The 23810-nt window shown below is 37.6% G+C and carries 19 protein-coding genes, 1 other RNA gene and 2 pseudogenes; 18 read left to right on the forward strand and 4 right to left on the reverse strand.

Going from position 1 to position 23810, the window contains the following annotated elements:
• The first annotated feature begins 40 nt into the window (after positions 1-40).
• Complete coding sequence (locus ACSQ6I_RS00785; protein WP_438888981.1) at positions 41-1537, forward strand: HlyD family efflux transporter periplasmic adaptor subunit; 1497 nt, start codon at positions 41-43, stop codon at positions 1535-1537.
• A 623-nt stretch (positions 1538-2160) separates the two neighbouring features.
• On the opposite strand, the gene ACSQ6I_RS00790 is transcribed toward ACSQ6I_RS00785, so the two are convergent.
• Entirely contained in the window at positions 2161-3075 is a 915-nt protein-coding gene (locus ACSQ6I_RS00790) for a transposase (RefSeq protein ID WP_438888331.1), read from the reverse strand.
• A 60-nt stretch (positions 3076-3135) separates the two neighbouring features.
• Here ACSQ6I_RS00790 and ACSQ6I_RS00795 point away from each other — a divergent pair, with 60 nt between their 5' ends.
• Both ACSQ6I_RS00795 and ACSQ6I_RS00800 read left to right on the forward strand, forming a co-directional pair.
• Entirely contained in the window at positions 3136-3369 is a 234-nt protein-coding gene (locus ACSQ6I_RS00795) for a hypothetical protein (protein WP_438888332.1), read from the forward strand.
• A gap of 408 nt (positions 3370-3777) precedes the next feature.
• Positions 3778-5676 carry a GTPase family protein gene (locus ACSQ6I_RS00800; RefSeq protein WP_438888334.1) on the forward strand — a complete coding sequence of 633 codons (1899 nt, stop codon included), beginning with the start codon at positions 3778-3780 and terminating at the stop codon, positions 5674-5676.
• 175 nt (positions 5677-5851) lie between these two features.
• Here ACSQ6I_RS00800 and ACSQ6I_RS00805 read toward each other — a convergent pair.
• A pseudogene (locus tag ACSQ6I_RS00805) lies at positions 5852-6127 on the reverse strand (IS4 family transposase); the annotation flags it as partial.
• A 9-nt stretch (positions 6128-6136) separates the two neighbouring features.
• Between ACSQ6I_RS00805 and ACSQ6I_RS00810 the strand changes: the two are divergent.
• The 7 genes and pseudogenes from ACSQ6I_RS00810 to ACSQ6I_RS00840 form a co-directional block, all read left to right on the forward strand.
• A pseudogene (locus ACSQ6I_RS00810) lies at positions 6137-6406 on the forward strand (hypothetical protein); the annotation flags it as partial.
• A gap of 712 nt (positions 6407-7118) precedes the next feature.
• Positions 7119-8825, forward strand: a complete 1707-nt coding sequence (gene kaiC / locus ACSQ6I_RS00815; RefSeq protein ID WP_438888335.1) for a circadian clock protein KaiC — start codon at positions 7119-7121, stop codon at positions 8823-8825.
• 196 nt (positions 8826-9021) lie between these two features.
• On the forward strand, positions 9022-9333 hold the full coding sequence (locus ACSQ6I_RS00820) for a circadian clock KaiB family protein (protein ID WP_438888336.1): 312 nt from the start codon (positions 9022-9024) through the stop codon (positions 9331-9333).
• 18 nt (positions 9334-9351) lie between these two features.
• Complete coding sequence (locus ACSQ6I_RS00825; protein ID WP_438888337.1) at positions 9352-9714, forward strand: circadian clock KaiB family protein; 363 nt, start codon at positions 9352-9354, stop codon at positions 9712-9714.
• Between the two features lie 281 nt (positions 9715-9995).
• Entirely contained in the window at positions 9996-12539 is a 2544-nt protein-coding gene (locus ACSQ6I_RS00830; RefSeq protein WP_438888338.1) for a PAS domain S-box protein, read from the forward strand.
• Between the two features lie 22 nt (positions 12540-12561).
• Entirely contained in the window at positions 12562-12942 is a 381-nt protein-coding gene (locus ACSQ6I_RS00835; protein WP_438888340.1) for a response regulator, read from the forward strand.
• Positions 12943-13113: 171 nt separating this feature from the next.
• Positions 13114-13536 (forward strand): response regulator, encoded by a 423-nt coding sequence (locus tag ACSQ6I_RS00840; RefSeq protein WP_438888341.1) that lies wholly within the window; start codon positions 13114-13116, stop codon positions 13534-13536.
• A gap of 103 nt (positions 13537-13639) precedes the next feature.
• Here the strand turns inward: ACSQ6I_RS00840 and ACSQ6I_RS00845 are convergent, their stop codons facing one another.
• Positions 13640-13963 (reverse strand): hypothetical protein, encoded by a 324-nt coding sequence (locus tag ACSQ6I_RS00845; RefSeq protein ID WP_438888343.1) that lies wholly within the window; start codon positions 13961-13963, stop codon positions 13640-13642.
• Positions 13964-14442: 479 nt separating this feature from the next.
• On the opposite strand from ACSQ6I_RS00845, the gene ACSQ6I_RS00850 reads away from it, so the two are divergent.
• The 7 genes from ACSQ6I_RS00850 to ACSQ6I_RS00880 all read left to right on the forward strand — a co-directional run bounded on the left by ACSQ6I_RS00850 (position 14443) and on the right by ACSQ6I_RS00880 (position 20977).
• Positions 14443-14931 (forward strand): pentapeptide repeat-containing protein, encoded by a 489-nt coding sequence (locus ACSQ6I_RS00850; protein ID WP_438888345.1) that lies wholly within the window; start codon positions 14443-14445, stop codon positions 14929-14931.
• Complete coding sequence (locus ACSQ6I_RS00855) at positions 14931-16064, forward strand: 5-(carboxyamino)imidazole ribonucleotide synthase (protein ID WP_438888982.1); 1134 nt, start codon at positions 14931-14933, stop codon at positions 16062-16064. The genes ACSQ6I_RS00850 and ACSQ6I_RS00855 overlap by 1 nt, the downstream gene beginning before the upstream one ends.
• Before the next feature lie 62 nt (positions 16065-16126).
• Positions 16127-16310, forward strand: a non-coding RNA gene (gene ssrS / locus ACSQ6I_RS00860) — 6S RNA.
• A gap of 580 nt (positions 16311-16890) precedes the next feature.
• Positions 16891-18132, forward strand: coding sequence for a M16 family metallopeptidase (locus tag ACSQ6I_RS00865; RefSeq protein WP_438888983.1), 1242 nt, complete (start codon positions 16891-16893; stop codon positions 18130-18132).
• 79 nt (positions 18133-18211) lie between these two features.
• A complete protein-coding gene (locus ACSQ6I_RS00870; protein ID WP_438888346.1) occupies positions 18212-19483 on the forward strand; it encodes a M16 family metallopeptidase in 1272 nt (423 codons plus the stop codon).
• A gap of 80 nt (positions 19484-19563) precedes the next feature.
• A complete protein-coding gene (locus ACSQ6I_RS00875; RefSeq protein ID WP_438888348.1) occupies positions 19564-20379 on the forward strand; it encodes a peptidoglycan-binding domain-containing protein in 816 nt (271 codons plus the stop codon).
• A 244-nt stretch (positions 20380-20623) separates the two neighbouring features.
• Positions 20624-20977, forward strand: a complete 354-nt coding sequence (locus tag ACSQ6I_RS00880) for a phage holin family protein (RefSeq protein ID WP_438888350.1) — start codon at positions 20624-20626, stop codon at positions 20975-20977.
• Between the two features lie 87 nt (positions 20978-21064).
• Here the strand turns inward: ACSQ6I_RS00880 and ACSQ6I_RS00885 are convergent, their stop codons facing one another.
• Positions 21065-21505 (reverse strand): cobalamin biosynthesis protein, encoded by a 441-nt coding sequence (locus ACSQ6I_RS00885; protein WP_438888351.1) that lies wholly within the window; start codon positions 21503-21505, stop codon positions 21065-21067.
• Between the two features lie 848 nt (positions 21506-22353).
• Here ACSQ6I_RS00885 and ACSQ6I_RS00890 point away from each other — a divergent pair.
• Entirely contained in the window at positions 22354-23652 is a 1299-nt protein-coding gene (locus ACSQ6I_RS00890) for a hypothetical protein (RefSeq protein ID WP_438888352.1), read from the forward strand.
• Positions 23653-23810 lie beyond the last annotated feature (158 nt).

The raw sequence follows: 23810 nt of genomic DNA on the forward strand, positions 1-23810 counted from the left end.
TTACCCATTACCCATTACCCATTACCCATTACCAAAATCTATGAAATATTCCCTAGCTGCAAATGCTGCTCAAGCACGTCAGACAAAAGAGAGATTTGCTCAACCAGAAGAACAATTATCTTATGAATTGGGTAAAGCTGTACAAGAATTACCACCACTTTATACAAGATTATTAGCCGGAACAATTAGCATCGTTATATTTGGAGCAATTTCCTGGGCGCATTTTTCCGAAATTGATGAAGTAGCCACAGCACCAGGAGAGTTAATTGCATCTACCCAAGTCAGACCAGTGACATCTTTGGGTAATGGTTCTATTCTAGCCGTAAAGGTGAAAGAAGGCGATCGCGTTACCAAAGATCAGATTTTAATTGAACGTGACCCCAATTTACAACAAACAGATGTGAATCGCTTGGCTAAAGCTAGTAAATTAATTGAGGAAGACTTACAGCGTTTACAAGCAGAACGGACTGGGGGAAAAACTGCGGGAACAAAACTGCAAGATGAATTGTTAAACTCGCGTTTGTCAGATTACAAAGCTAAACAAGCAGCAGCAGAAGCTGAAGCACAACGTCAACTTTCGATTATCAATCAAGCAAAAGTCCGGTTGACTCGGTTACAAGAAAATTTAGCCAGCGCTAAAACCAGTGTTATTAATGCTCAAACTAATATAGTTAATGCTGAAAATATCCGTATTAAAGTTGAAAATAATTTAAGTATTGCTCAACAAAGAGAAAAAAATCTCCGCACTTTATTAAATCCCGGTGCAGTTCCCCGAGTTGATTATTTAGAAGCACAAGAAAGATTAAATCGTGCCAATACAGAAATTATTAGAAGTGCGGATGAAGTAACTAACGCCAAAAACAGATTAACAGAAGCAAAAGATAAAGTTTCATCTTTAGAACAAGATATTGCTGCTCAAAGTCAAGAAATTAAACAAGTTGAACAAGCTTATCAATCTGCACTTAATCAAGTTTTACGTTTATCTTCAGAAAGACAAAGTGAAATTTTAACCCAGATTAATAAACGCAAAGAAGAATTAACCAATGTTGCCGGTCAATTAGAACAAGCAAGAAAGCAAAAAGATGGAGAAACTATTAAAGCACCTGTAGCAGGGACAATCTACAAAATCAAAGCTACTAAAGGGCCAGTTCAATCTGGTGAAGAATTATTATCAATTGTTCCTGAAGGGGAAGAAATGCTATTAGAGGTAAAAGTTCTCAATCGTGATATTGGTTTTATTCGTCAGAACATGAAAGCAAAGGTAAAATTAGCAACTTTCCCTTTTCAAGAATTTGGAGTTGTTGATGGTGAAGTTATGCAAATAAGTCCCAACGCAGTTGTTGATAAGGATTTGGGATTAATTTTTCCGACTCAAATTAAGTTGAGCAAACACTCAATCAATTTCCGAGGACAAGATGTAGAATTTACACCAGGTATGGCTGCAAATGCAGAAATTGTCACTCGGAAAAAGTCAGTTTTGACATTTATTGTTGAGCCAATTACGCGCAGGTTTAGCGAGGCTTTTTCTGTGAGATAACAGCATAATCTATATTCTCATTCCCTGGCTCTGTCAGGGAATAAATCATGAGTAGGCTTGTAACTTTAATCTTGTAATTTTTTAATTAATAAAATACCCAAATAAGTTTACTTAAATAAAATTATATTTTTATAGTAATTTCATATACTATCCCTCTTTTGTCAGATCGGGAAAATGCAATATGCAAAACATAGCATACAAGAAAAAATAGATAGGATGTGAGTTTGATTCTATAAATCCTAATTCAAACTAAAAATATCATCCTGTCAATCCTGGTTCAGACAATTAATATCATGTATAATAAATCCTATCTAATCTAAAAAATGTTAAGAATATGCAAATCACTATCGAAATTCCTGAAGATATTGGCAACCAACTACAAAAAAAACTGGCAAGACTTACCACAAAAATTTTTAGAATATTTAGCAATAGAAGCTTATATAAGTGGAATCATGACTGCTAGACATCTCCGAAAACGCTCAAAGCTTTTATGTGGCTAGGCTATAGGACGTAAATGCAATCATCCTAAATTAGCTAGTCTGTACGAAAAAATAAGGCTTTGAGATATTTGTTGTTGATAATTAGGCAAAAATATTTAGTTATATGCGTTAATTTTAACATGATCATATAGTCGATATTTCTGATGGTAATATTAGCGCTCTAATTCGTAATCTGACTAATCCACAAATTGTCAAAATAACTTGTTCATACTTTTTCGGATGCAACCTAAATCTGTCTTGAACAACTCGAAATATTTTTACCGAGCGGATGCGATGTTCAACAAATATTCGTTTAGAGGAAAACTCCTTGTTTGATTTTTTCTGGTCAGTTGTTAACTCTTTATTTCTTGGTTTCTTAATTGGAGTATCAATTAAGTCTTCTCCTAGATAACCTAAATCTCCCTTAAAACTTTGTTTTGGGTCAAAGTTATCACGATTTTCTCTGAATAAAATTATATCGCTTTTTGGTCCTGGTTCTCCTGCTACAACATCAACGATATCTCTACCATCTGGCATGATAATTATTTGGCTTTTAAATGTATGATCACTCTTCTTACCTGAAAAATATTTTTCTTGTTCTTCATTATCGCTAGGTCTTTCTCTGACTTGTTCATAGCTGTCTACAATTAATTCATACTCCGTGAGTATTTCTTTAACTATCTCATAGTCAGATTCGTTTTTTTTTACTTGTTCCATTAAACTTGATGGTAGTAATTCTCTCAGGATTGGCAACCAATAATTAAATATGTCATTCGCTGTCGATTCACTCACTCCAAATTGGATACCAAGAAGTTGAAATGTCGTCATGTGTCTGAGATAAACTAAGGTTAAGATTATTTGTTCTCTCGCAGATAGTTTTGGTTTTCGACCTCCCCCGCCAGCAATAATTCTAACTTTTTTTGATTCTAGTAAAGCTTGTTTTTCATGATTTAATCGTTCGGCATTTTCAATTAACTGTTGTAACTGTTCATACTCCAAACCAATTAAACGCTGTGTTTCTTTTGGATGCTCTTGAATATGATTTAGTATGTTGCTCATTTTTCTGTGTTAAAAAATCTTTCTGATGTTCTTTTATCACAGAATGTTACTATTTTGGAGATGTCTGCTGTACAAATTCAACAATTACTAAAATTTGATTCACTTGAAGAAACTGAACATTTTTTAAAACAATCTCAGATTTCTCTAGATTATCCCATAAAATATTTAGTACAAAATAACCAAAGAAAGACTTTAGCTGATACTTTTAAGGAACTTCAAAAAATCCGTATTGAAGAAGAATATTCTTTAGAAATTTCCTCTCGTCAATACCGTCCTAATTTCTTTTACCGCTAAAAATCAAACGCATTCAGGATTTCCCGGTCGTTTGGTGTCTCTAGCCAAAAAAGTAGTCCCAAACCCACCTTTTCCCAAGGGTTGAACAATTTCATAACATTCATCTATTTTCATCCTCAGACTCACCCCTACTCAAAAATTATCCTAGTTTATTTATTGTTAATTTTGGCACAATTTGACCTTTGAGTAAAATATTTAAACCAGGCATTTGTTTGCCTTCTCTCCGCGAATAGTAACCCCTATACAATTAGGGAAAATAGAGAAAACCCAAGAAAAATCTCTATGTTATAAACTTGTACTAATTCAATATCAGAAATATAAAGAGGGGATATTTTTTCAGTAATAAATTTTTAGATATTTTTGTATTTAGTAGTCCCTAACAACTCTAACCAAGGCAGGTATTAAACAATGGTACGCTTAAAAATATGGCAATGGATAATTATAGTTTCACCAATTGCGCTGATTATCTCATTCCTACTCATATCCGCAGGAACGCAAATTCACACTTGGGGACTAAGTTGGATTTGGGGTGTATTTACTGTTGTGTTTGTCGGTTGGCGTTGGTTGCTGGTACGCTGGACTAAACCGGCTGTTAATCAGATTGAAGCTGTTTTTGCAGAGATGCGGGAAGAATTGGCATCTGATACCACTAATAATAATCTAGATGTGTCAACAACAAAAGACAACACCCAACAAGCAGAAGCAGAATTACAAAAAATTCTCACCGCAGCACAAAATGATTCTCTGATTTGGGAAGACTGGCAAAGCTTTTGGCAAAGGTGTCAAGATTTAGTAGTAGCGATCGCACACATTTACAATCCTGAAGTAAAATATCCCCTATTAAACATCTACATTCCCCAAGTATACGGTTTAATTCGCGGCACCGTAGATGATATGGATCAATGGATGCAAAAATTATCCCCTGTTCTCAATCAAGTTACCGTCGGACAGGCTTACCAAGCATACCAAATCTACCGCAAGTTAGAACCATCAGCCCGTAAATTCTGGCAAGCTTGGAATTGGGCGCAGTGGGTATTAAATCCAGTTGCAGCAGTCGCAAAACGTGCCAGTCAAGGTACAAGTAACCGCGCTTCTCAAGAACTGCTGATAAATTTGAGCCAATTATTAAGAGAAGCAGCTTTGCGAAATTTATGCAAACAAGCGATCGCACTCTACGCCGGTACTACAATTGAATTATCTACCCCCACCCTATCCCCAGACAAAACCCAAACCCTGCGCGACATCCTCACCCAAGCAGAACCCCCAGAAATAGTCGCCCAAAAACCCGTTAATATTCTCCTCGTAGGACGCACAGGAGCAGGTAAAAGTAGTTTAATTAACACACTCTTTCAAGCCGAACTTGCCGCAGTTGATGTATTACCCAGTACAGATAAAATTCAGAACTACCATTGGGAAACCGCAAGTGGTGAAACCCTCAACCTCTTGGATACTCCCGGTTATGAACAAGTAAAACGCGACGATTTACGGGATTTAGTTCTTGATTATGCCAGAAATGCCGACCTACTATTATTAATTACCCCCGCACTTGATCCCGCCTTGCAGATGGATGTAGACTTTCTCCAAGAGATAAAAGCCGAAGTTGCAGATTTACCCATCATTACCATTGTTACCCAAGTAGATCGTTTGCGTCCTCTCCGTGAATGGCAACCCCCATACAATTGGGAAACCGGAGAAAAGCCAAAAGAAATTTCCATTCGAGAAGCCACAGAATACAGAAAACAACTATTAGGAAATTCCGCAAATTTAGTTTTACCAATTGTTACCAGTGATATAAAGAGCGATCGCACCGCTTGGGGAATAGAAGAATTATCTTGGGGATTAGTAGAAACCATATCTCCCGCAAAACAATTACGTCTCACCCGCTTTTTACGTAACCTAGAAACACGCACCCTAGCAGCAGCGAAAATCATCGACCATTATACATTTCAGATGGCCACAACCCAAGGACTAACCACACTTCTAAAAAGTCCTGTTTTGCAATTTATTTCTACTCTCTCAACAGGTACTCCTACCCTTGCCTATCTCCTCGCACAACAAATTCCCGTCGAACAATTACCCATAGTTATTGGTAAATTGCAAATGGCTTATGAACTATTTCCCCTGTTAAATACAGACAATTCCCCATCACGTAATTTTGATTTACTATCCCTATGGCCATTGTTATTAGAAAATTCTACCACTCCAGACCGTAACGCCTGGGCATTTGGTCATGCCTTGATAGAGTATTGGACTCAAAACTTAACAACCGAACAACTACGAGAACGATTTGATTATTATCTTCAGTAGGTATCTGGTAGTTTGTCAAAGACATTTTGACCGATTCAAAACTTAGCCAATTGGCTTACTTTGTAGGGTGTGGTTCGGCAAGCTCACCAACCACGTCAGACTCGATAATTTACCAACAATTAACAGACATTTGACAATTGAAAATGAGAAAATTAGAGCCTTAAAATGGATATATTTAGCTTGCCTGTTTAACAATTTGAAAAGATAGTTGTTGTCGAGGAGTAAAGTTTCGATGACTTCGTTTTTTACTCTTAAACTTAGAGCGGGCTTTCTTGACTACTCTGGGATTACTTCTATGTTTTCGTAAAGGAATTTCCAAATCTGAAATTTCGGCAATTAACCAACTATAATATGTGGTGATATCAAGTTGATTATTTATCTGACGCTGAAACTCAGGAATTGCCCGGCGAATCACTCGTAGACTGCCAACAAAGCTTAACCTTAATGGAGAAATATTCTTCCTGGCTGCTGTGTTTACCGTTACCAAGCACGAGGTAAACAACGGGTTTATTGGTACTACAAGTTACACGCTACTCACCCGATTTTTCCCACCGCTCAACCCGACAAATTGACTAAATACAAGCATTTAGGCAAGGCTGGAAGTCCGGCTCACGTTGATGCAGTCATGCAAGTATCTAGAAGAACCCAAGTAGATTACTTACAATCATGCATTGATTCTCTTCGACAAAACTGGGTTGACTTGTACGATAGTCTCAAAGAGAAAAAGTAAGTCTCTCAATTTTAATTATTCTCGTACATCACCCGCGAACACTTTTCTCTTGGTTTTACTCCCTATTTTCCTTAACCAAGCAGTATTGATAGCGGTATGCATTTGAATGCAATACATCATAGCCCCCTCATCGCTTGCGGTGAACCAGCGCTGTAGGCGGGTTTCCCTCCGTAGGCGACTGGTGAACCCGAAGGGGGAGGGGGTTGGGGGTGGGGTTCTTGTATCTCACTCAACCGAGAACCGCTATAGTGACAAAGAATGTAGAGACATTACATAGAAAGTCTCTACAAAAGTTATACATGATGCATATTTAATCATTGGCATTGCTGAATTAGAGTATGAATTGCGATTTTTGAGATGACAAAACAAGGATTAATTGCGTATTTGTATCTTTATATGGAATTAACTAGGGTTTAAAAAAATAGTACTTATTACTACATATTTATTTATATATGAGCGCTAACTCTGAAAGCTTTACATAGACTGGATAGTTATTTTTCCTATCCTGATATTAGACAATTGATTAAAAAATGATTTTTCTAAGTTCACAAAATCCTCATATTTTAAAGCTAGGATGTTAACTAGTAGGTAAATGAAACTTAGAGGCAATTTTATAAATTCTCAATTAAGAATTAGTACTGTATATCGAAGCAGAAAAGAAACAAATATAACAACAAAATGTAGTTAGTTTTTCTTAGATAATTTAGATATTATGCTTCAACAAGAGACAACTATAACAAATCAAAAAAAATTGCTCCCTAAGTGTCCAACTGGCATTCAAGGCTTAGATAAAATTACATATGGAGGATTACCATTAGGTCGTCCTACATTAATTTGTGGTGCTGCCGGTTGCGGCAAAACCTTAATGGGTATGGAGTTTTTATTCCGGGGTGCTACCGAATATGGAGAACCAGGAGCATTTGTTTGTTTTGAAGAAAATCCATCAGAACTACTACAAAATGTTACTTCTTTTGGGTGGGATTTAGAACAACTGATAGAACAAAAAAAATTAGCTATTGACTACATCCACATCGACCCACAAGAAATTGCAGAAGCAGGAGATTATGATTTAGAAGGATTATTTATTCGTATTGCTCTGATTGTGGATGCAATTGGTGCAAAAAGAATTGTATTAGATACCATCGAAGTATTATTTGTCGGATTAAGCAACATAGCTATCGTTCGCGCTGAATTACACCGTCTATTTCGCTGGCTTAAAGAAAAAGGCTTAACAGCAATTATTACTGGAGAAAGGGGAGATAATACCCTCACACGCCACGGTTTAGAAGAATACGTTTCCGACTGTGTAATTAGACTAGATCAACGAACTCATGAAGAGTTATCAACACGACGACTGCAAATTATTAAATATCGAGGTTCTCAACATGGTTCTAATGAATATCCCTTCTTAATTACTGAAGATGGCATTTCCGTTCTACCCATTACCTCCGTTGGTTTAGATCATCAAGTTTCAACAGAGCAAATTTCCTCTGGTATTCCTCGTTTAGATACCATGTTGGCTGGGAAAGGATACTTCAAAGGTAGCAGCATTCTGGTTACAGGTACAGCCGGAACAGGTAAAAGTACATTAGCTTGCTATTTTGCTGCGGAAACTTGCCGTCAAGGAGAACGGTGTTTATATCTAGCATCAGAAGAAGCACCGCAACAAATTATCAGAAATATGCGCTCAGTCGGCTTAGATTTAGAACCTTATGTACACCAAGGTTTACTCAATTTTCAGGCAGTTCGTCCCACCACTTATGGGTTAGAAATGCACCTAGTGAATTTAAATCACCTCTTACAGAAATTTAACCCCTCTACGGTGGTTATTGATCCCATGAGCAACCTTGTCTTAAGTGGTACTATCAATCAAACTAAGATTTTCTTTATTCGACTCATTGATTGTCTCAAGTCCCAACAGATTACACTCTTAGCTACTAACCTAATTTCTGGTGGTTATCCATATGGACAGACTGAAATAGGAGTTTCTTCCATCATGGATACTTGGATTGAACTACGCACCCAGGAAAGCAACGGTGAGCGTAACCGACTTTTGTATGTTCTCAAATCTCGTGGCATGGAACACTCTAACCAAGTCCGGGAATTTTTACTAACTAAACAAGGTATTCAACTGTTAGATGTCTATTTAGGACAGGAAAATGTCTTAACAGGTAGTGCTAGGATTATTCAAGAAGCACAAGAACAATTAGCAGCCAATCAACGTCAACTATTGTTAAAGCAAAAGCAACGAGAATTGGAAAGCAAAGAAATGCTAGTTTCCTCTCAAATTTCTGCACTACAGGCAGAATTAGCCGCAGAAAAGGAAGAAATCCACATTCTGTTTGAACAAGAATCTTTACTTCAAAGCAATTTAAAACAAGGCAGTCAAGCCCTATCTCAATTACGAAAAGCAGATTAGCCTCTAGCACTATGACAGCATATAGCGGTATGCACGTGAATGAGATACATTATAGCCCCCTCATCGCTTGCGATGAGGGTGTTGGGGGTGGGGTTCTTCTATCTCACTCAATCGATAACCGCTATAGTAAAAATAACTAGCTTTCTTCCCTCCTGCTTCCTTCTTCCACTAATCATGAACCCCAGGAGATTATATTATGGAACAAATTAGTAACTTAAAAGAAGAATCAATCATTTGGAGATTAAAGCTTTATGTCGCTGGACAAACACCAAAATCAGTGGCTGCAATTACAAATTTAACAAAAATTTGTGAACAAAATCTTCAGGGACAATATCAAGTTGAAGTAGTGGATTTACTTCTATCTCCTCACTTAGCTAAAGAAAATCAGATTTTTGCTATTCCCACTTTAATCCGGCAGTTACCTACTCCTATTAAACAAATTATAGGAGATCTATCAAACAAAGAAAAAGTGTTATTAGGCTTAGACATTCAACCAGATTTTAAGTAATAAATTAGGTACAAGCAGATGAATACTCAAAGTGATAAAAATAAAAAAGAAGATGTGAGTGATGAATTTAACAAGATAATTACAGAAACAAAAAATGCAGTTTATTGTTTACGACTTTACGTGGCTGGTGCTAATTTGCATTCACTCAAGGCTTTAAAAAACATCAAGCAGATATGTGAAGAATATTTACCTGGACAGTATAACCTGGAAGTAATTGATATTTATCAACAGCCAGGGTTGGTTGTAGTAGAAAATGTAGTAGCTATTCCTACATTAGTAAAAGAGTTACCTCTCCCTCTCAAAAAAGTAATTGGTGATTTATCAAATACATCAAAAGTGCTTTTAGGTTTAAATCTTGTGCTAGAGCAAAACCAAACTTGAAATAATTCGTAACTGAGATTTATCACTACCACAAAATTTGTCACTTGTTAGTAGTTGCTCCTTACTTAAACCCTCAAACCTACTAAGAATCAAGTACAGCATAGCGAAAATAAATATCCAGTTGAAAAAGCTGATCAAGTAAGCTTTCTTACCTCCTAGCGAAGAAATAATACTTCTACTATTATCACGTTTGAATATTTTTCTAAAATTATGAATCAACAAATTCATGATTTCTGTACAAGCATTGTGAAAACGAAGGTATGTATTTTCATAATAAAAATATGACTCAATTCAATTATTCACCAGAAGAACTGTCCCAGGAAATTAAATCTCTACGAGCAAAACTAACTATAGCTGAAGATACACTACAGGCTATTCATCAAGGGGAAGTAGATGCTTTTGTTATTGCGACTTCAGATGGTGATCAGGTATTTACGCTGCAAAGCGGAGATTATACCTATCGTTTGCTTATTGAAGAGATGTGTGAGGGAGCAGTTATTATTACATCAGATGGATGGATTTTATATGCTAATAAAGCATTCGCTAACTTAGTCAAGTATCCTTTAGAGAAAGTTATCGGCTCTCCATTTCACAAATTTGTGTTAAATCAGGATGTTAATATTTTTCAAGGTTTGATGAAAAAACAAGATCAAGAATCATCTTCAATAGGTGAGTTATCACTACTCGATAGTAATAAACATCAACTACCTGTTTATTTAGCTACTAATAAGTTCAAAATAGATAATCACTACATTAATTCTATTATTGTTACTGATTTAACAGAAAAAAAACAGAATGAAGAAGTTATAGCTTCAGAAAAGTTTGCTAGATCAATTTTAGAACAAGCAGGCGATTCCATAGCTGTTTGTAGCAAACTAGGAAAAATTATTCGCACTAGTCAAGTTTTTAATAATTTATGTGGTAATAATTATCCTTTTGAAAACTTTGATGATTTGTTATCATTATTTTACTCTAAATTAGATATAAATATAAATCCAGTAAGTGCAGAAATAATCATAGAAAATCGTTTTTCTATTAATACAGTTTTACAAGGAAAGAGTTATCGGGGAGTAGAGGTTTATTATCAACGGAATGATGGTGAATATTTTGATTTACTACTGAATGCTTGTCCCTTGTTAAACTCAATGGGGGAAATCACTGGAGCAATTATTAATCTTACAGATATTACAGAGCGTAAACGCCAGGAAGCAGAATTGCACCAAGCTAAGTTGGAATTAGAAATTCGCGTTGCCGAAAGGACTGCTGAACTTACTAACCTCAATAAAAATCTGTCTCTTACCCTAGATAAATTAGAACAAAATCAAGAAATTCTCTGGGAACAATCACAACTTTTAGATCTAGCTCACGATACGATTTTGACCCAAGATTTAAACTCGGTAATTACCTTTTGGAACAATGGAGGAGAGCAGATGTATGGCTGGACAAAAGCCGAAGCTATAGGAAAAGTAGCTCACGTACTTTTGCAAACTCAATTTCCCATTCCTATCTCAGAAATTCACGCCCAATTAATAAATAATGGATATTGGGAAGGTGAGTTAATTCACATTGATAAAAATGGTATTCTTGTGAATGTAGCTAGTCGTTGGGTGCTACAAAAAGACGAGTGTAGAAAACAGATTAAAATCCTGGAAATTAATAATGATATCACCCAACAAAAGCAAAGAAAACAAGCTTTGCAAGACAGTGAAAGTAAGTTTCGTTCTCTTAGTGAATGTTTACCTATTGGCGTATTTTTAACTGATAATCAGGGCAAATACACTTATATTAATCCCTGCTATGAAAATATTTTTGAAGTGACGATGGCAGAAGTCATAGGAAAAAATTGGTTAGAAATTATTCATGCAGAACATGAAAATGATTTGTATAATCAATGGTTAAAAATGTTAACATATACGCAAAAAGATTTTAATCAAGAAATTTGTTATTTACACAAAAATGGTAAAACTTGTTATGCACGAGTTCAGCTTGCTCCTATGTTGATAAACGGTGTGAAATTAAGTGGTTATATTGGCACTGTAGAAGATATAACAGAAATTCGCGCAGTTGAAAAAATGAAACGAGATTTTATTTCTATTGTCAGTCATGAATTGCGAACACCATTAACAGCAATACATGGTTCTTTGGGACTATTAGCAGGTAAGGTCTATGACAAAAACCCAGACAAACGTAACCAGATGCTTGATATTGCTAACTCTCAAACAGAGCGTTTAGTCAGGTTAGTTAATGATATATTAGTACTAGAAAAGTTAGAATCTGGTCATACAACACTAATCAAACAAGCCTGTGATGCGGCTCAATTAATTACATATTCGGCAGATACAATGCAGGTAGAAGCAGAAAAACAGCACATCACTCTTAATATCAAAGCTTTACCTATGGAAGTTTGGGCTAACTCTGATGCCATTATTCAGACTTTAACAAATCTGTTGAGCAATGCTATCAAGTTTTCTTCACCTCATACATCTATTTTAGTAAGTAATACATTAATTGATAGCAAAGAAACTGAAGCAAAAATATCTTCTCATTTTGGTAATCTTTCTGTTTTCAACTCCCTCACACCACCTTATATTTTGTTTCAGGTACAAGACCAAGGACAGGGAATTCCTACAGATAAATTAGAGAGTATATTTGGTTGGTTTCAACAAGTTGATGCTTCCAATGCACGAGAAAAAGGTGGTACGGGTCTGGGACTAGCAATTTGCCAGCGCATCATACACCAACATGGGGGACAAATTTGGGCAGAAAGCGGATTAGGTCAAGGCAGTACATTTTTCTTTACATTGCCTTTAGTAACAAACAAGTAAAAATTAGTAAAATTGGGAATTTATGCCTAAAAAACGAGTCCTGGTAGTCGATGATGAAAATACAATTCAAATTGTAATTCAGAGTTGCTTAGAAGACATTGCTGGCTGGGAAGTTTTGCTTGCTAGTTCAGGTCAAGAAGGATTAAAATTAGCTGAAACTGAAAAAATAGATGGTATTCTTTTAGATGTTTCTATGCCCCAAATGAGTGGAATTGAAACATTAAAAAAACTGCAAGCCAATGTTATTACTCAACATATTCCAGTTGTATTTTTGACAGCAAAAGTGCAATCTGAAGATAGGCAGCTATTTTCTCAGTTAGGAATTTTGGGTATACTCGTTAAGCCCTTTAATCCCATGAATCTTGTGAATCAAGTAGCTGATCTATTTGCGTGGGAAGTTTGATCAAAACTAGTGCAGTATGGCGAAAATAACTATCCAGTGCCAAAAGCTGAAAAACCTTTCTTGATTTCTTTCTCTCTCCAGCATAGCTACCTTCTTTAAATTTCTGCCATCTTCAAAAATTCTTCACTATTATTGTCTAAGTTTAAAGAAAGTTGAGGTGAAAATAGCTGTATGAACAATAATTTACAATCCTGCGATCCTCATAAAATAGCAAAGAAAAAAATTTTGGTGATTGATGATAATCTTGATATTCTGACGTTAATGCAGTATTCTTTGCAAGACATCGGTGGGTGGGATGTCATGATAGCCAGTTCAGGATACGAAGCATTAATTAAAGTCATGGCTGAAAAGCCAGATGCCATTATTCTCGATGGGATCATGCCGGGAATGGATAGTTTAACCTTTTTAAAGGAGCTGAGAAAAAGTCCAGAGGTACAGTCTTTACCAGTAGTTTTAGTGACTGGCAGTATTAGTTTAACTCAACATATTCGGTTGCTAGATTTAGATGTGGTGGGAACGATTACGAAACCTTTTAATCCCATCTTCCTCTCTGAACAAATTGCTCAATTTCTCGGTTGGACAATGGGAGGCTAAAACATGAGCTTATTTTTCACTGGATGTAGAAAATCATAAATACAAAAATACCCTCATCTGTATTCAGAGAGAGCAGTTTTTAACTAATGTCCAAATCAATAATTTAGACATCTTCTAATTCTAATTGTGCCACTGTCACCGCATTAAATGCGAAAGCAAAAACTAACGGCATGGGACACTTTAAAACGAAAGTATAAATAATGGCTAAAATGCTAATTACCACAGCGGACATCGACCATAATAGTTCCTGATTGGTGAGTCCATTCTCTTCTTTAATAACTCTCAAAACATGAACTGGAATTGGTTCTGGCATTACTCCCCCAGGAGGAAACGCCCAAAAGTTATCACGACGTTCGATAAATAAATCTGTCCAACCATTTTCCATGCACCATGCTTCGATCCATTGAATAGAGTAATGATTCATCATGGGGATAATAATTCCAGGTTTCAATTTGTTTAGTTAGTGAATATAGATTTATCGAAGATTCCTGACAAGCTAAATAATGCTTAGTAAGATTAACGCTAATTCCATAATCGTAAATATTGAGTTCAGCATTTGAGACATATATATAAATCATGCTCACAGATTGCTGCCCTTAATTAGAAGAATAACAGCATCAACTGAAGGTTTCCAGCAAACGATAATAAACTTTACTCTGTAAATTAATGTAAATAAATGCGTGGGTCACTGCTAAATTCTTAAGTAATTCTAAAAATAGGTTGCTGCTGCTCATAATGGCTTAGAGGATGTTTGAAAAATCGTCAAGTTTACCAAAGTTAGAACTTAGCTGATATTTTGCAGAAGCACCAAGCAGATGATTACGAATTTTTAAGCAAAAGCAGCCGCTCACGCCAACAGAATGAGGTAAGCTGAAATACGTTAAACACACTTGTGGGTGATTAAATATGTATTTGCGGCAAGGATTAGTATTACTTTTAGGAATTATTATATGGTGTGTACCATTTCCCGCACTAGCAGTAGATTGGACTCACCCCCTATCATTTAGTAATGCAGAGTTAGGAAGACACGATTTTTCGGGACAAAGTTTGCAAGCTGCGGAGTTTTCTAACGCTAATTTAGAAATGGCTAATTTTACAGATGCTGATTTACGGGGAGCAGTGTTAAGCGCTTCAGTTATGACTCAAGCAAATTTACATGGAGCCAATTTAACAAATGCAATGGTTGATCAGGTAAAATTAAACGGGGCTGATTTAAGTGATGCCATTTTATTAGAAACTCTTTTACTGCGTTCCATTTTTACTGATGTCAATATTGCAGGTGCAGATTTCACAAATGCAATTTTGGATAGAGCGCAAATTAAAGAGCTATGTCAAAAAGCCAGTGGTGTAAATTCCCAGACTGGTGTCGAAACTCGTGATTCTTTAGGATGCTGATGCAACGTGTTGGTATAATTGGTGGCGGACAACTTGCCTGGATGATGGGAGATGCAGCAAAGAAGCTGGGAGTAGAATTAGTCATACAAACTTCTAGTCAAGATGATCCCGCTGTATCTATTGCTCAAGAAGCCGTTTTTGCCGCAGTTGATGATGCCGCAGCTACGGAAATTTTAGCTGCAAAATGTGATGTGATCACCTTTGAGAATGAGTTTGTTAATTTAAATGCTTTATCTTTTTTAGAGAAACAAGGTGTTTGTTTCCGTCCCAGATTAGCAGCTTTATCTCCGCTATTAGATAAATATGAGCAACGTTGCTATTTACGGGATTTAGGTTTACCTGTTCCCCAGTTTTTCGCTTTAGAAAAGCCAGAAGATATTCAAGCTAAAAAAGAATATTTGAGTTTTCCCATTGTTCTCAAAGCTAGACGACATGGTTATGATGGTCAAGGGACTTTTATTATTCATGATTTAGCTGCTTTGTCAACAGTAGTAAGTCAAAATAATACACAGTTTTTAGTAGAAGAATTTGTTCCCTTTACCAGAGAATTAGCTATAATTGCGGCACGTTCTGTGCATGGGGAAATTGTCACCTATCCGGTTGTAGAAACCCAACAAGAACAACAGGTTTGTCGTCGGGTAATTGCACCAGCGGATATTACACCCCAACAAGAATCAGAAATTCAAGCGATCGCTCATACACTATTAAATAACCTACAAGCTGTAGGCATCTTTGGCATAGAGCTATTTATCACCGCTAAAGGCAAAATACTAGTAAATGAAATTGCCCCCCGTACCCATAATTCTGGGCATTTTTCCTTAGATGCTTGTAAAATTTCCCAATTTGAACAACACCTAAGAGCCGTTTGTGGTTTACCTTTGGTTCATCCAGCTTTAAATTGTGCTGGTGCAGTTATGGTTAACTTGCTAGGGTATGAAAATTCACACAGCGACTATCAAAACCAACGCCAAAAACTAGCAAATATTCCCCAAGCTTACCTGCACTGGTACGGGAAAACTGCATCTCGTCCAGGACGTAAACTGGGACATATCACCGTTTTGCTAGAGCAGCAAAACCCAGATGCCATCAAGGCTATCATCAATACCATAGAATCTATCTGGTATCCGCAATAAAAATTTTCTCCAACTTTTGAATATTCAACACACAAACTGATTTTGAAAGTTATAATGAACTAGTTGCACTACGACGTTGGTGACTGCCCCCAAGTTTTTTGATCTATGTCTTTAAAGAAAAGGGAGCAAAAGAGTTCTTGTGGCAGTATACCGGGCTTGTACCCGGAAACTTTAAACGAGAAACAGCCGTTCCCCCCTGGTTTAACCAGGTCATAAACTTAGGCAAGACGGCGTTGCGGTGAACTCAAAAATTTTAGCTCCCAAGTTGCAACAACCTGGGAGTTTTAATTATTTCAAAACTTAGTATTAAACCGCGTCTACTTTGAAACCCATAGTTTTTTCTTAATCGGGTTTTATTCCCAAATCCTATACTCTTCCCTGTTCCCTTTTGAAAAACTCTAATTCTCAACTTGGACGAGGTTTAGCTAGATTTGATGATGCGATTTCTAGAAATTAGGACTTACGCATTGACAGAATCCACCAAAAATGGTGTATGCGTTGTGTCGTCTTGTAGGGTGTGGTTCGGCAAGCTCACCAACCACGTCAGACTCAATAATTTGGCAAAAATTAACAGACTTTAGATATCTAAGGCACTCTACTAATTATGCTATGCCAAAAGCCTGAAATAACCCAATTTCGTTAATACATATTACGCTCAATTTGTACAGTGTGTAAATCCTACAATTTATCAAGTTATTTATTTTATTGAGGCCAAAAATCTGTATAATTTGATTCTAATTGGAGTAAAATTCAGAGTTAAGATGGCAAAATTGGGCTAAATTGTGGTTGAAGCTACAAAAAATTGACAAAATACCTAACTAAAACAGTGTTTCCAGCCTCGGTTCTTCACCTAGACAATGGTTTGACTTTTATTCATCAGGAGATTCCTACTACCCCTGTAGTGGTGTCTGATGTTTGGGTTCGTGCTGGAGCTACTTTAGAGCCTGAACCTTGGTTCGGAATGGCTCACTTTTTAGAACACATGATTTTTAAAGGTACAGCCACCTTACCTCCTGGGGAGTTTGATTATAACATCGAAAAGATGGGTGGTGTGAGTAATGCGGCGACAAGTCATGATTATGCTCATTACTCTCTGACCACAGCTACCTCTTACTTAGCAGACACCTTACCACACTTAGGCGAACTCCTACTAAATGCGGCCATTCCCGACAATGAATTTGTTCGCGAACGGGATGTAGTTCTAGAGGAAATTCGCTCTTGTGCTGATGACCCTGATTGGATAGGATTTGAATCGCTGCTCAAAAACGTCTATCAAGACCATCCTTATGGACGTTCTGTGTTAGGTACTGAGCAAGAACTGATGCAGCATTCACCAGAAGCAATGCGCTGTTTTCATCGTTCTCACTACCAACCGGAAAATATGACGGTGGTAATTGTGGGGGGAATTGCTCAAGAACCAGCTTGGGAACTTGTAAATCGCAACTTTTCAGATTTTAGTGGTGGCTCTAATTGTCCCCCATCTCAGAAAATAATACAACCAGTAATTACAGGAATTCGCCGTCAAGAGTTGATTTTACCAAGGCTAGAGCAAGCTAGGTTAATGATGGCGTGGATAGCACCTGGGGTAGAACAACTCCGGACAAATCATGGTTTAGAATTTCTTTCGGTGTTACTGGCAGAAGGAAGAACTTCCCGCTTAGTTCATGATTTACGGGAAGAAAAGCAATTGGTACAGGCAATTTGCAGTAATTTTTCTCTGCAAAGGGAATCAAGTTTATTTACAATTACTGCTTGGTTAGAGCCTGAATATTTGGAACGCGTGGAGTCTTTAATTTGTAACCATTTGCATGACTTGCAAACTATAGGTATTAGTGAACAAGAAGTTAACCGCACCTGTAGATCATTGTGTAATGAATATGCTTTTTCTACAGAAGCGCCTAATCAGCTTTCTTCACTCTATGGTTATTACAATACCATTGCCAAAGCTGAATTAGCCGTTACTTATCCTCAGGCAATTCAGTCCTTTGATGCTCAAGAACTACAACAATTAGCACGGCAGTACCTTTCACTACAGAATTACGCAGTTACTGTTATTAAACCCTATTAGTCATTAATCACTTAGTCATGAGTTAAAAGCTTGTGACTTTTGATTATTGACCATTAACCATCAACCTTTTGACTAAAGAATGCAAACTATAAATAATTCTAACTCCTCTATCCATCGCACCGTATTACCCAACGGCATTGTTGTCTTGGTGGCAGAAAATCAAGCTGCGGATATTATTGCCGGACGAATTTTTGTGCGTGCTGGTAGTTGTTACGAAAGCAGAGAGCAATCTGGGTTAGCACATTTGCTATCAGCGGTGATGACCAAGGGTTGTGATGGTTTATCTAGTTTAGAAATTGCCGAAAAAGTCGAGTCTGTAGGGGCAAGTTTAAGTACAGATGCGGGTACGGATTATTTTTTACTATCGTTAAAAACGGTGAGTGCGGATTTTGCCGAAATTTTAGCATTATCGGGGTTGTTATTGCGATCGCCCACATTTCCCGAAACCCAAGTCGAACTAGAACGCCGGTTAGCATTACAAGATATTCGCTCTCAAAAAGAACAACCTTTTAGCCTCGCTTTTGAGCAAATACGGCAAGCAATGTACCAAGAGCATCCATATTCCATGTCGGTTTTAGGACATGAAACAACTCTCAATAGTATCACCCGTGCAGACTTGGTACAGTTTCACCAAACTCACTTTCGTCCAGATAATGTGGTAATTAGTATTGCTGGACGGATTACACCCTCAGAAGCTTTAGAGTTAGTCACAGCAGTCTTTGGTGATTGGCAGCCTCCAGCGCAACCACGCCATATACTGGACTTACCTGGCATTTCTGTCACACCAAAATCTTGCCTCAAACCCTTAAATACACAGCAATCAATCGTCATGTTAGGTTATATGGGGCCATCAGTGAGCGCCCCAGGATATGCCGCCCTCAAATTGCTGTCTACCTACTTGGGAAATGGTCTTTCTAGCCGCTTGTTTGTAGAATTACGGGAAAAGCGGGGTTTAGCCTACGAAGTCTCTGCCATTTACTCCACACGCCTATTTCCAGCCTCATTTATCGTTTATATGGGGACTGCACCTGAAAATACTGGTGTTGCCCTCCAAGGACTACGCCAAGAAGTAGAACTACTCTGCACTAATGAACTATCCGCAGATGCACTGCAAACAGCTAAAAATAAAATACTCGGTCAGTATGCATTGGGTAAGCAAACTAACGGACAAATTGCTCAAATATATGGCTGGTATGAAATTCTCGGCTTAGGAATAGCATTTGACCAGGAATTTGCCGAAATGATTAACAAAGTCAGTGCTAAGTTAGCGATGACAGCGGCGAAACAGTATTTACAGGAACCATATTTGTCTTTAGTAGGTCAAGAAGAGGCAATTAAATCAGTTATTTAGCGGGCTATGGGGAATGGTTTCATGTACGAGAGCGATCGCATAGCTGTAAGATGAACAACAGAATATTGCACGTAAATTTTATGAACGGCAGTCTCACAGCAAGTATCTCTAACTACTTGAAACCAAATCATTTGTATTACTTGTTTTTGTGTACCGCAATACCTTTACTGATTGGCTCCTCTGCTATGAGAGCGATCGCAGTACCAGCAAAAATTGCCCAATTAAGCACAAACACTATTAACCGTCCCACCCTAAAACTTGGTAGCCAAGGTGAACGTGTTTCTGAACTCCAAGCAGCACTCAAACTTTTAGGCTTTTACACAGGTGCAGTAGATGGCATTTATCAAGCAGGGACAGCCAGCTCTGTTTCCCAGTTTAAGCAAGCAGCTGGCTTAAATCCAGATGGAATTGTCGATGCTATCACCTGGCAAAAACTTTTTCCTAATGTATCAACCGTTGCTGCCAATATCCCATTAGCCCCTACCCAACCCACCTCAGTCAACAGTTTTACAGTTCCTACCCAACCCAATAGAATCCCCAAAATTAATAACACCCCTGTACTGAAACTAACTCCCCCAAAACAAAGCACAATCATCCGCAACAAGCCCAACACACCCTTTCAGCCCACTCCCAGCAAACAGCAAAATCCTAGCATTCAATACACCGCAGAAGGATGGCCGATTTTGCGTTTAGGTAACAGTGGTTCAGAAGTAGTAAAGTTGCAAAAACTACTCCAAAACCTGGGATTTTTGAAAGGTCGTATAGATGGAGACTTTGGTGTCACAACTGAAGCAGCAGTCAAAGCCGCTCAAACCCGCTATGGTTTACAACCAGATGGGATAGCTGGTGGCGCTACTTGGGAAGCTTTCGTGCGACGATTGCCCCAACAACCTTAGACCGAATCGAAAATGTCATTTATACTAAAAACGGTTTAAAAATGTCATTCTGAACGAAGTGAAGAATCTCCGAGATACTTCCCTGCACTACGTTACGTATGGCTAACGCTCCCGTCAGGGATACAGTATGACATAAGTTCAGGTTTCACCCGGTTGCAGTATAAACACAAATGAAATCGCTCCATTCTTTCCCCGTTACCTCCCCTAACTAGATAATTTATTCTGCACGGCTACTTACATTGATATGAAAAACTTTCTATTTACTTGGCTTGGTACTGCGGTAGCATTATTAGTTACCGCTAGAATCGTGCCTGGATTCATTATCAAAACTTTCGTAGCAGCCCTGTTGGCCGCTATTGTCATCGGTTTAGTGAATGCCATTATCCGTCCAATTTTGGGTTTGTTAGCATTTCCCATTACCTTAATTACATTTGGCTTATTTACATTTGTCATCAACGCTTTAACTCTTTGGCTGGCAAGCGCTATCACTCCAGGTTCCGGTTTCGAGATTCAGGGTTTTGTACCTGCTTTTCTCGGTTCTATCGTACTTTCCATTGTTTCTAGTCTCATTAACTATTTGCTGAGAGTAGTTGATTGAATTGCCGATGTAGAGACGAGAATCCCTACCGATGGAACGTCTCTACGTTATTTATTTGGCGCAACTTTATTCAAATTGGTATAAATTCTAAACAAAACCCCTGATACCTTGGGCAACAGCTACAGTGATACTACCTGATTCTCCTGGTAAGCGAAAAATTTGCTTGGGGACTAATAACCTCACATCTACAGAAATAATTTCTGTAGCAGCCAGAATAGCAGATGCTTCCGCAACACTTGGTGTTCCTACTGCCGCTTTAATGATTTTGCCAGGGTTAGGAACACAGACACTAGATAAAACTTCTGCGGTAAAAGTTTTTAAAGGGAAATTATGTACTTGACAAAATTCTCTTAAACCTACTTCTGAGGCTTTAAATTCAATAGTAGCAATACCTACTACGCCAGTATAAGCAATTTGATTCTCTCGAAAAACTTTCTTAATTGCAGCATTAATTAATTGGTAGGAAATTCCTTTTTGACAACCGATACCCACCCATAAGTCTTGTAAAAATAATAAATCCACTTGCATAATTTAGTCATTCAATGGTATTTAAATAAATTTAATATTTTATATATAATCTTGTAAAAGCCTTGTAAATAGGCACAAAATCACACCAATGGATGATTTATTTTACATATTTGTGCATTTTGATACATCAAAATTGCTAATTTTAATACTTTCCCTCCAACTAAAAACCGATATATTTAGTACATCTAGCACAGTAGGAAACATCGAGGGAGAAAGCAAAGGTAAAAGGTAAATTAGGTCTTCATTTTTACTTTTCTCTACCCTTGTAGCTTAAGCATTTCATCTTGATGTTCCAATTTCTTCTTTCTCCGTCGTAGCAAACTCACAACAGTTACGGCGGAGTTTTGCTTATTTTATAGCGGTATGCACGTGAATGAGATACATTATAGTCCCCTCATCGCTTGCGGTGAACCAGCGCTGTAGGCGGGTTTCCCACCGTAGACGACTGGTGTTCGCCGTTAGGCGTGCCGGAGGCATCATCCGAAGGAGGAGGGGGTTGGGGGTGGGGTTCTTGTATCTCACTCAACCGAGAACCGCTATAACGGGTTATAAAACTTAGTTTTTCAATCGGCGTTAAACGTCACTATAAAGGCTTTCAGATCAGTGAGGTATAGTTTTCAATCGCAAAGCCTGTAGAGGTGGGTTTTCCCGCCCTTAATCGTATCGCATTCAACCGAGAATCGCCATATCTTCTCACAATTCAACTCGGATGGCGAGCATAGAACAATTTGCGACTGATAGCAATTGTACAAAATTACACAATCTTGGGAACTTATATCTTTTACCTCCTGTCGTTCTAATAAAGACTCAGTAGACCATTTGAAAAGTCAAGTCACAGAAGGATTTCCATGTTACCTCAGTCTCCATTCAAGTTTTTTCGTCAAGGTGCTTTGACAGTTACTAGTATCTCTGTCTTAGCTACCGTTGCTCTCCCCTCCCCAGTTTTCTCCTTAACAACCCAAGTAGAACAGAATTTACAAAGTCAACATCTTGAACTAACAGAACAAGGAACTAATTCATTCTCAAATCAGTTGAGCGGAATGAAAAAGTCAACTTTTTTGATTGCTGGAGATGACGATGACGACGATGATGATCGTAGGAATAACCGTCGTGGACGTGATGACGATGACGATGACGATGATGATCGTAAGAATAACTATCGAAGAGACGAACAACGTTATCAGTCATCAAAAGCTTTTCGGAACAAAGACTGGAGTTGCTTACTGAAATCAGGAAAGCTAGTTAATTCTAACCAAAGAGCCTTGGTTTTGCAGCTAGATATTCTAGAAAAACCAATTACTAGATATGCAAATGTAGTCTACACTGTCTACGCTCGTCAGAACAATCGTTGGGTGCAATTTTACAGCAGTAAAGGCGCAAGATTGATTGAGCAAAGAGCAGGAAGATACTCTTTACAACCAGAAGTAATAGAATTCAATAAACTGCGGCTAGGCAATCTTGACTTGTCGAGATCAGAACTGAGATTTGTCACTCAAATTCGCTATGATTCCGCCAGCAGACGCGAAGAAAGTTTAGTATTTGAAGATATCAGAAACTACAGAGATGTTACTGAAATTAGTAGTATCAGGCAGTTTACCAATATCAGCACATCAACTAATACTAACAATCAAACAATCTATGATCGTCAGAATAATAATCGCAGACGTGATGACGATGATGATTATCGCCGCCAACAAGGATATGGCAGAGAACAAAATCGTAACTCATCAAAAGCTTTTCGGAACAAAGACTGGAGCGGCTTACTACAATTTGGAAGACTAGTTAATTCCAACCAAAGAGGCTTAGTTTTGCAGCTAAATATTCTAGAAAAACCAATTACTAGATATGCAAATGTAGTCTACACTGTATATGCTCTACAAAACAATCGTTGGGTGCAATTTTACAGCAGTACAGGCTCAAGACTGATTGAAAAAAAATCCGGAAGGTTTTCTTTACAACCAGAAGTAATAGAATTCAATAAACTGCGACTAGGTAATCTTGACTTGTCGAGATCAGACCTAAAATTTGTCACTCAAATCCGCTATGATTCAACCAGCAGACGCGAAGAAAGCTTGGTATTTGAAGAGGTCAGAAACTATAGAGAGATAACTGAAGTTAGTAATGTCAGACAGTTTACTACTTACTGATAAATAACCTTTGAGGTAACGTGTCCTCAGAAAATAAAGAGGTAAAAATAAAAGTAAATATTTTTACCTCTTCGGTTAAAAAATTGTGTGCTATGAGCGTGTCACACTCAATGTCTCTTGTAAGCTGCGTCAGACTTATAAATTAGTTAGTATCAACA

Origin of the sequence: Anabaena sp. WFMT (assembly GCF_051781005.1) — a bacterium.
In the GTDB taxonomy this organism is placed as follows: domain Bacteria; phylum Cyanobacteriota; class Cyanobacteriia; order Cyanobacteriales; family Nostocaceae; genus Anabaena.